Annotated in this window: 9 protein-coding genes; 4 read left to right on the forward strand and 5 right to left on the reverse strand. The window is 73.7% G+C overall.

The genetic code is table 11. The features are described from left to right. The first annotated feature begins 15 nt into the window (after window positions 1–15). Window positions 16–2202 carry an ATP-dependent DNA helicase gene (locus AB0J06_RS01940; RefSeq protein ID WP_357423570.1) on the forward strand — a complete coding sequence of 729 codons (2187 nt, stop codon included), beginning with the start codon at window positions 16–18 and terminating at the stop codon, window positions 2200–2202. Between the two features lie 36 nt (window positions 2203–2238). On the opposite strand, the gene AB0J06_RS01945 is transcribed toward AB0J06_RS01940, so the two are convergent. Continuing rightward, on the reverse strand, window positions 2239–3567 hold the full coding sequence (locus tag AB0J06_RS01945; protein ID WP_357423572.1) for an AI-2E family transporter: 1329 nt from the start codon (window positions 3565–3567) through the stop codon (window positions 2239–2241). Between the two features lie 150 nt (window positions 3568–3717). Between AB0J06_RS01945 and AB0J06_RS01950 the strand changes: the two genes are divergently transcribed. Beyond that, on the forward strand, window positions 3718–4056 hold the full coding sequence (locus tag AB0J06_RS01950) for a co-chaperone GroES (RefSeq protein WP_357423574.1): 339 nt from the start codon (window positions 3718–3720) through the stop codon (window positions 4054–4056). Window positions 4057–4100: 44 nt separating this feature from the next. On the opposite strand, the gene AB0J06_RS01955 is transcribed toward AB0J06_RS01950, so the two are convergent. Next, window positions 4101–5621 (reverse strand): PrsW family intramembrane metalloprotease, encoded by a 1521-nt coding sequence (locus AB0J06_RS01955; RefSeq protein ID WP_357423576.1) that lies wholly within the window; start codon window positions 5619–5621, stop codon window positions 4101–4103. 153 nt (window positions 5622–5774) lie between these two features. Continuing rightward, the gene (locus AB0J06_RS01960) at window positions 5775–6947 is read right to left on the reverse strand and encodes an FUSC family protein (protein WP_357423578.1); all 1173 of its coding nucleotides are present in this window, start codon (window positions 6945–6947) and stop codon (window positions 5775–5777) included. Between the two features lie 80 nt (window positions 6948–7027). On the opposite strand from AB0J06_RS01960, the gene AB0J06_RS01965 reads away from it, so the two are divergent. Continuing rightward, window positions 7028–7672 carry a metal-dependent phosphohydrolase gene (locus AB0J06_RS01965; protein WP_357423942.1) on the forward strand — a complete coding sequence of 215 codons (645 nt, stop codon included), beginning with the start codon at window positions 7028–7030 and terminating at the stop codon, window positions 7670–7672. Here AB0J06_RS01965 and AB0J06_RS01970 read toward each other — a convergent pair. After that, on the reverse strand, window positions 7669–7941 hold the full coding sequence (locus tag AB0J06_RS01970) for a DUF4031 domain-containing protein (RefSeq protein WP_357423580.1): 273 nt from the start codon (window positions 7939–7941) through the stop codon (window positions 7669–7671). The two genes, AB0J06_RS01965 and AB0J06_RS01970, sit on opposite strands and share 4 nt — an antisense overlap. A gap of 36 nt (window positions 7942–7977) precedes the next feature. On the opposite strand from AB0J06_RS01970, the gene AB0J06_RS01975 reads away from it, so the two are divergent. Beyond that, window positions 7978–9372, forward strand: a complete 1395-nt coding sequence (locus tag AB0J06_RS01975; RefSeq protein ID WP_357423582.1) for an FAD-linked oxidase C-terminal domain-containing protein — start codon at window positions 7978–7980, stop codon at window positions 9370–9372. Window positions 9373–9417: 45 nt separating this feature from the next. Here AB0J06_RS01975 and AB0J06_RS01980 read toward each other — a convergent pair whose 3' ends face one another. Beyond that, on the reverse strand, window positions 9418–11256 hold the full coding sequence (locus AB0J06_RS01980) for a glycerol-3-phosphate dehydrogenase/oxidase (protein ID WP_357423944.1): 1839 nt from the start codon (window positions 11254–11256) through the stop codon (window positions 9418–9420). Window positions 11257–11321: the final 65 nt, after the last annotated feature.

Raw genomic sequence — 11321 nt, forward strand, 5'->3', positions numbered from 1 at the left:
GGCTGTGGACGAAGTGTGCCGCCCGTCGCCCTGGCTGTGGATAAGCCGGGCCGGCGCAGCGTCGGACGGTACGGTCGCACGGTGACCGCCACCCCCGCAGCCGCCAAGTCCTCCTCCCGCCGCCGGCGCTCCGGCCGCCCGAGCGCGGCCGACCTGCTCGCCGCCGCGGTCGGGGCGGTCCCCGGCGGCGCGGCCCGCCCCGGGCAGCAGCAGATGGCATCGGCGATCGAAGAGACGATCGCGTCCCGCGAACACCTGATCGTCCAGGCCGGCACCGGCACCGGCAAGTCGCTGGCCTACCTCACGCCGGCGCTCACCGTCGACGGACCGGTGGTGATCTCCACCGCCACCCTGGCCCTGCAGTCCCAGCTCGTCGACCACGACCTGCCCCGACTGGCCGACGCGGTCGAGCCGGTGCTCGGCCGGCGGCCGACGTTCGCGGTGCTGAAGGGGCGGCACCACTACCTGTGCCTGGCGCGCCTGGACAACTCGAACGAGGACGAGCCGGAGGACACGCTCTTCGACGCGCCGGCGCCGAGCGGGGGCACCAAGTGGCTCGGTGAGGCCGGTCGGCTCGGCAAGCAGATCCAGCGGCTGCGGGACTGGGCGGCGGAGACCGACACGGGCGACCGCGACGAACTCGACCCCGGCGTCGACGACCAGTCCTGGCGGCTGGTGTCGATGCCGGCGCGGGAGTGCGTCGGCGCGAGCCGCTGCCCGTACGGGCAGGAGTGTTTCGCCGAGGCGTCGCGGGCGCGGGCCCGCGAGGCCGACATCGTGGTGACCAACCACAGCCTGCTCGCCGTCGACATGCTCGCCGGCCGGCACATCGTGCCGCCACACAAGTTGCTCGTCGTCGACGAGGCCCACGAACTCGCCGACCGGGTCTCCTCGGCGGCACAGGCCGAACTGGTGCCCGAACTGATCGACCGGGCCGCCCGTCGGGCGCGCACCCTGCTCACGCCGGAGTCCGCGGAGGCGCTCGTCGAAGCGGGCGACGCGCTGGCCGTCGGCCTGGCCGAGTCGCCGGCCGGGCGGATCACGGCGGGGCTGCCGGCGGCGCTGCGGGATGCCTGCACCCTGCTCGACGCGGCGACCCGCAGCGCGCTCGACGGCATCGGCGACATCAAGGCCGACGACCCGGACCCGGTCCGTAAGCAGCAGGCGAAAGCTGTGCTCGACGAGCTGTCGACGACGGCGCAGCGTCTGCTCGAGGAGGCGGACCACGACGTGGCCTGGGTGGAGAAGCCGGAGGGGGCGGGCGCGGGGCGCCGCGCCCTCGTGGTGGCGCCGCTCTCGGTCGCGGGCACGCTCGCCACCCACCTGTACGACGAGCGCACCGTCGTCGCCACCTCCGCCACCCTCGCCCTGGGCGGTCGGTTCGACACGGTGGCGCGGGCGCTCGGCCTCGGCCCGGCGCCGGCCCCTGCTCCGTCACCGGCGGCGGCGGCCGTGGCCAGCACGGCGAGCAAGGGCCGCAGGACCGCCTCGCCGGCCTCGACCGCGGTCGAGGTCGGGGCGAGCGAGGGTCCGGGGTGGCGTTCGCTCGACGTCGGGTCGCCGTTCGACTACCCCCGGCAGGGGATCCTCTACGTGGCGTCCCACCTGCCGCGGCCCAGCGCCTCCGGTCTGCCCGAGGCGGCCGGCGAGGAACTGCTCAAGCTGGTCGGCACGCTCGGTGGCCGTACCCTCGGCCTGTTCTCGTCGCGGCGGGCGGCGCAGCAGGCGGCGGAGCTGTTGCGCGCCCGGACCGACCTGACCGTGCTACTCCAGGGCGAGGAGGCGCTGCCGTTGCTGGTACGCCGCTTTCGCGAGGACCGGTCGAGTTGCCTCTTCGGCGTCATGTCGCTGTGGCAGGGGGTGGACGTGCCGGGCGACGCGTGCCAGCTGGTCGTGATCGACCGGCTCCCGTTCCCCCGGCCGGACGAGCCGCTCGCCGCCGCGCGCGCCGCGGCGGTGGATGCCAGCGGCGGCTCCGGCTTCGCCGCGGTGAGCGTGCCGATCGCCGCGGTCCGGCTCGCCCAGGGCGTGGGGCGGCTGATCCGCTCGACCGGCGACAAGGGCGTGGTGGCGGTGCTGGACTCGCGGCTGGAGACGGCCCGCGGGTACGGCACGTTCCTGCGCCGGTCCTTGCCGCCGTTCTGGTACACCACCCGCCCCGACGTCGTGCAGGGCGCCCTCCAACGCCTCGCTCAGAGCTAGGTCACTTCCACCACGATCAAGCGGATACAGCGGGAGTCAGACGGGTAGCTGCGGCGGTTGGGTGCCCACGACGACGGCGTCCGGTGGCGGCTCGGGAGAACGCCGACGCGAGAGCCGCCGGATGCCGGTGTTGAGCACGGCCACCAGCGGCACCGAGACCAGGGCTCCGGTGATCCCGGCGAGCACGACGCCGGAGGCGATCGCCACGATCACCGCGAGCGGGTGGATGGCGACCGCCCGACCCATGATCAGCGGCTGCAGGACGTGTCCCTCCAACTGCTGCACCGCGATCACCGCGCCGAGAATGATCAACGCGGTCACCCAGCCGCTGTCGACGAGCGCGATGAGCACCGCGACCGCGCCGGAGAGCGCGGCGCCGACGATCGGGATGAACGCGCCGAGGAAGACCAGGGCGGCAAGGGGGAAGGCGAAGGGAATGTCGAACACCACGAGGACGAGACCGATGCCCACGGCATCGATGAACGCGACGAGCACGGTGGCCCGGACGTAGGCCACGAGCGTCGCCCAGGAGGCCAGCCCGGCGTCGTCGACCCGCCAGCGGGCGTTGATCGGCAGCAACCCGACGAGGAAGCGCCAGATTTTCCGGCCGTCGCGCAGGAAGAAGAAGGTCGCGAAAAGCACCAGCAGGGTCCCGGTGAGCACCTCGAAGAGGGTCGCCGCGGTCGAGACGGCGCCGCTGGTCAGCGACTCCGTGTGTTCGTCGATCCACTGCTGGCCGGCGTCGATGTAGCGGTTGAGTTGGCCGTCGGAGAGGTGCAGCGGGCCGGTCTTGAGCCACTCCTGGATCTTCCGGATGCCCCCGCTCGCGTTCTTGGAGAGCTGCGGCGCCCCGTTGATGAACTCGTTGACCACCAGGGTGAGCGTCCCGATCACCGCGGCGAGCCCGCCGATCACCACCACCGCCGTCGCCAGCGAGCGGGGGAACCGTCCCCGCAGCAACCAGCCGACCGCCGGCGCGAGCAGCGCCGAGAGGAGCAGCGCGATGAGCAACGGAATGACGACGATCCGGACGGTGCCGATCACCTTGAGCAGCGCCCAGCCGACGATCCCGATGACGATCAGACGCCAGGACCAGGCCGCCGCGATCCGCAGACCGTGCGGAACGTCCGCGTCGTCCCGGCTCGAGGTCGACGGGTGACCGCCGCGCGGCGGCTCTCCACCCGCACCCGGCACCGCGACCGGCTGGTCCGGCACGCCGTCGTCGTGCTCACTGTGCCGGGGGTCGCTGCCGCGCGCCGGATTGCCGTCGCGCGCCTGCGACCGCGCGGAGCGGACCGAGGCCCGGCCCGTGTCGTAGGCGCGGCGCAGACTTCCACGGATCTGCTCGAACCGGCTCAAGCGCACCCCCTACTTTGCGAATCGGTCTACCTACGGTAGCGGTCGGTAACAGCGCATCCGCGTCTATCAAGCCCTGAATTGCCCCCCACTTTCCCGAACCACGCCTGCCGTAACCACCCGGGAACGCCGGGCGGGGCGCACGGTACGGTTCCGAACGTGACCGCCGACCCGCACACCGAGCAGGGCCTTCCCATCCGACTGCTGCACGACCGCGTCCTGGTCCGCGTCGAAGGCAACGAGGGTGAACGGCGTTCGACGGCCGGGATCCTGATCCCGGCGACCGCGTCCGTCGGCAAGCGGCTCTCCTGGGCCAGCGCCGTCGGCGTCGGCCCCCACGTCCGGTCCATCGTGGTCGGGGACAGGGTGCTCTTCGACCCCGACGAGCGGTCGGAGGTGGAGCTCCACGGCCGCGAGTACGTGCTGCTGCGGGAACGTGACGTGCACGCGGTGGCCGCCCAGCGGGTCGAGCCCAACTCGACCGGGCTCTACCTGTAGCGGCGTTCGACCGGTAGGAGCCGGCGACCTCGCGACGCCTCGGGTCAGCGGAATCCGGGCGGCGGGCCGTAGCCCCCGCCGGGCGGACCATAGCTCCCGGGCGGCGGGCCGTAGCCCGCTGGTGGCGCGGCGTGGCCCGGCCCCATCGGGTAGCCGGGGGCGCCGGGATAACCGGGCACCGCCGGCGCCGGCGCGAACACCACCGGGATCGGCACCACCGGCTCGTCGGGCGCCTCCACCGTGCGCCGCACGCCGTCCGGGAACATCACCTGGTACCGCTCGCCGTCCCACACCGCGTCCGGCGCCTGCGGATCCCGGCCGACGAACACCTGTCGATAGGCCGCGATCGCGTCGAGCAGCCGTCGCTCCTCCATCGAGACCCGCGCGACATCGGCCGGGCGGGTGTCGAGGCCCCGCAACTGCCCGTCGCGGAGCAGCGCCAACTTCGTCGCGGCGGCCTGATACGCGCGCATCGCCTTGACTCCGGCGTCACCGGCGACCCGGCGCGCCCACCGTCGGGCCGAGTGCCGCCGGCCCAGGCTGCCCAGCGCGGCCACTTCCGGCGGCGAGAGCCAGCCGGCACGCACGTAGTCGGGGAGGACGCGCTCGGTGAGCCGCCCCTCCCAGCCGCGCAACCAGACCGCGAGCCCGACCATGCCGAAGAAGATCGGCACCATCACGCCGATGTAGCCGTAGAGCAGGATCAGGTTCTGGCCGGTGGCCGCGGCGAGCGACGGCATCAGGTTCCACGTGCCGTGCAGCATCATCGCCACCAACAGCCCGGCGAGCGGCGCCAGCCAGCGCACCCGGCGATCGGCGGCCCGCGAGGCGATGCCCAGGCCGACCCCCGTCATCGAGGTGAAGAGCGGGTGGGCGAAGCCGGTGAGCAGAATCCGCACGATGAAGATGGCGAAGACGTTCTGCGCCCCCGTCGCCGGCCCGTACTGGTGGGCGCCGGCCGCGTAGCCGTGCCCGCCGAGGTAGAGGATGTTCTCCACCATGGCGAACCCGATCGCGGAAAAGCCACAGTAGACGATGCCGTCGGTGATGCCGGACCATTCGCGGCGACGGGCGGCGAAGAGCAGGATCGGCCCGAGCGCCTTCGTCAGCTCCTCGATGAAGGGCGCGACGAGCACCGCCACCAACGCGTCCGGCAACCCCCAGCTCGCGAACAGGTCCGCCGCCCAACCGTTGACCTTCAACGACGCGGCGGTGGAGACGAACGCCCCCCAGGCGAAACAGAAGATCAGGTATCGCATCGGCTCGGGCTCGTAGCGGTCGAGCCAGAGGAAGCAGGCCACCAGGACGGGCACCGGCAGGATCGCCGCGACCAGCCCGATGACCAGCGCCTGGATGCCGAGACTCTCACCGAGGGTGAAGAGCATGAACACGGCGCACGCCGCGATCAGCACGATGACGCCGGCCATCACCAGCCCGCGGCGCCACGCGCTCCGGCGCCCGGCCACCTTCTCGGGGAGGGGCGGCGCCGGCTGCGGTGAATGGAAGCTCCCAGGGGACGGGGGCGTCGACGGATAAGGGTCCGCACCCGGCGGGAGGTCAACCATTCCGCCAGCCTAGCCACCCCGTCCCCACCGGTGGATCTCCGATGCCCAAACCGGGACCCTCGCCCGCCCGTTCCGGCGCAGGTCACGGGTGAGGACCACCCCTTGGTCACGCCCGCCCCGGCCGCCCGCGTGTTCGCGTACCCGGCGCGCCGGTCACGGATTCGATTCGCCCGCCCGGCCGAACGCCGCGCTCACCAGCCGGTCGACCTCGTCGGGGTCCGCGCCGGTGGCCCGGACCAGGTCGCTCGCCGTCGCGCGGAGCTGGGCGACCACGACGCTGCTGTTGAACCGCATCCCCGCCCCGTACGCCGCCCCGGCCTGCCGAACGCCGGCCAGCGCCCGCTCCCGCGCGCCCTCCGGCGACACCCCCTCGGTCAACTCGCGGCGCAACAGGGTGACCGCCTCGGCGAGCAGGCGGAGCCCGGCGGGAAGCTGCTCCGGCACCGGCTCGCCGTCATCGAGCATGGAGATGACCCTGCGGGTGAGCACACGCGTGTTGCGCAGCGCCCGTCCGAGGTATTCGGCGCTCTCCACGTACTGCGAAAGGGTCCCCCGCGCCCGCCAGCGCGCGGGCGCCAGCGTGGCGGTCTCGTTCGCGGCCTGGATGGCGTCCTGAAACGCGGCGAGCCGACGCTCCGCGTCCCGCATCCGGTCCAGCGCCTCACGGGCGCGGTCGGGGTCACGACCCTCCACGGCCTCGGCGGTCTCGGTGAGGCCGTGCGAGAGCAGGTCGAGCGCCGGGTTGGCGGCCCGCCGCACCACGGTGAGCGGGTTGAGCGGAAGCAGCAGCGCCATCACGCCCATGCCGACCAGACCACCGACGAGCGCGTCGAGGAACCGCTCGTAGTACACACCGCCGCTGGGTGGGGCGAACGTCGCCACCAGCACCGCGGAGTTGGCGGACTGGGTCACGAGCCCCGAGCCCGTCCCGAGGAAGACCGCGACGATGATGGCGAGGGTGACGACCAGCGTGATCTGCCAGGGGCCGCTGCCGATCACCAGGATCAGCGCATCGCCGATCGCGATGCCGACCGCGACCCCGATGACGAGTTCGAGCGCGCGGCGCAGCCGCTGACCGACGGAAGCGGCGAGCGTGATCACGGCCGAGATCGGGGCGAAGAACGGCTGCGCATGCCCGATGAGCGTTCCGGCGACCAGCCAGGCCAGCCCGGCGGCGAGCCCTGCCTGCAGCGCCAGCACGATGTTGACGCGGACGCGGTGGAAGCGGTCGCCGAGAGTCGCGGTCGAGTGGTGGCGCAGCCTGTCGAGGCCGTGGGTGAGGCGACCCCGGGCCGCGCTGGCCGGCTCGTTCTGCGCGGCCGCCATGTCCGGGACATTACCCGGATGACCGGCGCGAACCGCCGGAAAAAGGCAGGGGCGGCCGGAGGGAGACTGGTGACGTGACGATGCTGATCGACCGGTGGCGGAGCGCCGTGCGGGGCGCGGGAGCGACCGGCGACGAGGAGACGGTGACCGGCGCGGGCATCGAGTTGATCGAGCGGTGGCGCGAGCCGCAGCGGCACCACCACGACGTGACGCATCTCGACGCCGTGCTGTCCGTTGTGGACGGGCACGCCGACTTCGCCGCGGAACCCGATCTCGTGCGGCTCGCGGCGTGGTGGCACGACGCGGTCTACGACCCCCGGGCGGACGGTGACCGCAATGAGCGGGAGAGCGCCGCCCTGGCCGGGCGGGTGCTGGCGGGGCTCGGCCTCGCGCCGGCCGCCGTGGCGGAGGTCGACCGGTTGGTGCTGCTCACCGCCGGCCACGCCGTCGATCCCGGTGACCGCGACGGGGCGCTGCTCTGCGACGCCGATCTCGGGGTGCTCGCGGGCGCTCCCGACGCCTACGACCGCTACGCGGCGGCGGTCCGTCGCGAGTACGCCCATGTGCCGGCCGGGGCGTTCCGCGACGGACGGGCCGCGGTGCTCCGCCGGTTGCTCCGGCTCCCCGCCCTCTACCGGGTCCCGGCGCTGGCGGCGCGGTGGGAGGGACCGGCGCGGGCCAATCTCGCCCGGGAGTTGGCGGCGCTCGCGGCGGAGGAGGGCTAGGCGCTGCGCCGCACCGTGTGCTTCGGACGGCGTAGCCCGGCGGCGCGCAGCAGCCGGACGATCTCCCGCCCGGGCACCACCCGCGCGCCCAGCCACACCGCCATCCGGAACCGTTCGGCCGGGAGGTCGTAGTGGTCGCGGTCGAAGCCGCGGGGCGGCGCGCCGAGCATCTCGGCGAAGACATGCAGTTCCGCGTACGACACGTCGCTGACCAGGTGGGACCAGAGCCGGCCACGGGCCGGCCAGGCGGGCGGGTCGACGTAGAGCATGGCCGTCACGGTAGTCGGCGGGCTAGCCTGCCACGCATGTCAGACCTTTTCGAGGAACTGCGCGCGGCGCTCCCCGAGGGCGCGGTGCTGACCGACCCCGACCTGCTCCGCGGTCACCAGCGTGACGAGGCCGACCTCTGCGCCGCCGGCATGCCGGCGGTCGTGGTCCGCCCGCGTACGACGGCGGAGGTGGTCGCCGTGGTGCGCGCCGCCGCGGCGCGCGGGATCCCGGTGGTCCCGCAGGGCGCCCGGACCGGCCTGGCGGGCGCGGCCAACGCGGTCGACGGCGCCATCGTCGTCTCGATGACGGCGATGGACGAGATCGTCGAGATCGACCCGGTCAACCGCATCGCGGTGGTGCAGCCGGGTGTGGTCAACGCCGCTCTCTCGCGCGCGGTCGCGAAGCACGGTCTGCGCTATCCCCCCGACCCCGGCTCGTGGGAGTCGTCCACCATCGGTGGCAACGTCTCCACCAACGCGGGCGGAATGTGCTGCGTCAAGTACGGCGTCACCACGGAGTATGTGATCGGCCTGGAGGTCGTGCTCGCCTCGGGCGAGGTGCTGCGCACCGGCCGGCGGACCGCGAAGGGGGTTGCCGGGTACGACCTGACCCGGCTCTTCGTCGGCTCCGAGGGCACCCTCGGCATCATCACGCAGGTGACGGTGGCGCTGCGGCCGGCCGCCGAGGAGTCGCTCACCCTCGTCGCGGTCTTCCCGTCGACGGCGGCGGCCGGCGCGGCGGTCGCGGCGATCTCCTCGGCGGGGCTGACGCCGAGCCTGCTCGAACTGCTCGACCGGACCCACCTCGGGGCGATCGAGGCCTACCAGCCGATGGGGCTGCGCACCGACGCGAAGGCGCTGCTGCTCGCGGCGGCCGACACGGGGACCCGGGCGGCGACGGAGCTGGAGCGGATCGCCGAGCTGTGCACCTCGGCCGGGGCGGACGAGGTCTACGCCGCCACCGACGCGGTGGAGGCCGCGGCGCTGCTGCAGGCCCGCCGGCTCGCACATCCGGCGATGGAGAAGTTCGCGGCGGACGCCTTTCCGGGTGGCAACGGAGGGCTCATCGTCGATGACGTCGCGGTGCCCCGCACCGCGCTGGCCGCGCTCCTCGACGGCGTCGAGACGGTCGCCGCGGAGTACGGGGTGGCGATCGGCGTCGTCGGCCACGCCGGCGACGGCAACCTGCACCCCAACATCGTGGTCGACCGGGCAGACCCGGCAAGCGTGGAGCGGGGGCGGCAGGCATTCGACGCGATCATGCGGCTCGCGCTGGGGATGGGTGGCACGTGCACCGGCGAGCACGGCGTCGGACTGCTCAAACGGGAGTGGCTGGCGCAGGAGATCGGGCCGGTCGGCGTGCGGGTGCACCAGGCGATCAAAGCGGCGCTGGACCCCGGCGGCCTGTTCAACCCCGGCAAGGTCTTCTAACGGGCTCCCGCCGCCTCTGCCGATCATGGAGTAGCGACGACGCGTCTACCTCGCGGCGGGCGTGGTACCGGGACTGGTGCCCGCGACGGTCGGCTGGGCCGGTCCGACCCCGCGGTCGGCGGCGAAGCCGCGCACATCGTGCGCGCCCATCCGGGCCGCGTCGGCGGTGGCGTCGTCGGGCATCCGCTGCGACTGCCGCTCCGCCTCCACCCGGGCCAGGTAGTGCTCCACCTCGCGGGCCCGCACCGCCGCGTCCCAACCCAACACCGAACCCATGATCTCGGCGGCCTGCTCGGCCGACTCGGCGCCCCGGTGCGCGGTCTCGATGGAGATACGGGTCCGTCGCGTCAGCACGTCGTCCAGGTGCAACGCGCCTTCGTCCCGCGCGGCGTAGGCGATTTCCGCGGCGACATACTCCGGCGCGCCGGCGACCGGGGTGGCGAGAAGAGGATCGGCGGCGATCATCGCGAGCAGATGCACGGTGAGCGTGCCGTACCGCTCGAGCAGGTGCTCGACGACGCCGGCGGGGATGGCGTGCCGCCGGGCCAGGTCGGCCCGGTCGCGCCACATCGCCGCGAACCCGTCGGCGCCGAGCAGCGGCAGATCGGCGGTGCGCGAGGGGCGGTCCACCCCGAGCCGACGCACCGCGCGGTCCACCACGTCGCTCGCCATCACCCGGTAGGTGGTGTATTTGCCCCCGGCGACCAGCAGCAACCCGAGCATCGGCTCCACCACGGCGTGTTCGCGGGAGAGCTTGGAGGTCGAGTCGGCCTCGCCGGAGAGGAGCGGCCGGAGCCCCGCGTAGACGCCCTCGATGTCCGAGGTGGATAGCGGACGGTCGAGCACCGTGTTGACCTGCTCCAGCAGGTAGTCGATGTCGCGTGCCGAGGCCGCCGGATGCGACCGGTCCAACTGCCAGTCCGTGTCGGTGGTGCCGATGATCCAGTGGCCACCCCAGGGGATGACGAAGAGCACCGAGCTCGGCGTACGCAGGATCAGCCCGGCCTCGCCGGTGATCGCCGAGCGGGGCACGACGAGGTGCACGCCCTTGGACGCCCGTACCCGCAGACCTGGCCGGGCGCCGACGTCGTTGAGCATCTGCGCCATGTCGTCGCTCCACACCCCGGTGGCGGCGATGACCGTACGCGCGCGGACCTCGAACTCCGCGTCCGGCGAGTCGGGCGGCGCCTCCATGTCGCGGACCCGGACCCCGGTCACCTCGCGCGCCTCACGCAGCAACCCCACGGCGCGCGTGCTGGTGACGACGGCCGCGCCGAGGCTGGCCGCGGTGCGGGCCAGGGTGACCACGAGTCGCGCGTCGTCGACCTGGCCGTCGTAGTAGCGGATCGCCCCCGCGACGGCGTCCGCGCGCAGGCTCGGAAAGACCCGCCGCGCCCCCTCGCGGGTGAGGTGCCGGTGCAGGGGCATCCCCCGTCCGCCACCGAAGACGCCCGCGAACGCGTCGTAGGCCGCGACGCCCGCACCGTAGTAGGAGCGCCGCCAGGTGCGGGCGGGCAGGGAGGCCGGCCCGTGTCCGGCGGGGAGCGGTACGAGGATCGGCACCGGTCGCACCAGGTGCGGCGCGAGCCGGGTGGCGAGCAGGCCGCGCTCGGTCAACGCCTCGTGGACCAGGTGCAGCTCCAGCTGCTCCAGGTAGCGCAGGCCACCGTGGATCAGTTTGCTGGACCGGCTGGAGGTGCCGGCGGCGTAGTCACGGGCCTCGACGAGCGCGACCTTCAGGCCGCGGGCGGCGGCATCGACCGCCGCGCCCGCGCCGGTCACCCCACCGCCGATGATGAGGACGTCGAAGCGCTCGCCGCGCAGGCGGCGCAGGTCGGTGGCGCGGCGCAGCGGAGAGAGCTGGCCGGCGGTGTACCGGGACACGGCAGGGTCACGCACCGCTCCACGGTAGCCCGGATCGGCGGATCCGTAGAGGTGTCACCCCCGTC

It is taken from the genome of Micromonospora sp. NPDC049679, from assembly GCF_040659735.1.
Classification (GTDB): Bacteria; Actinomycetota; Actinomycetes; order Mycobacteriales; family Micromonosporaceae; genus Micromonospora_I.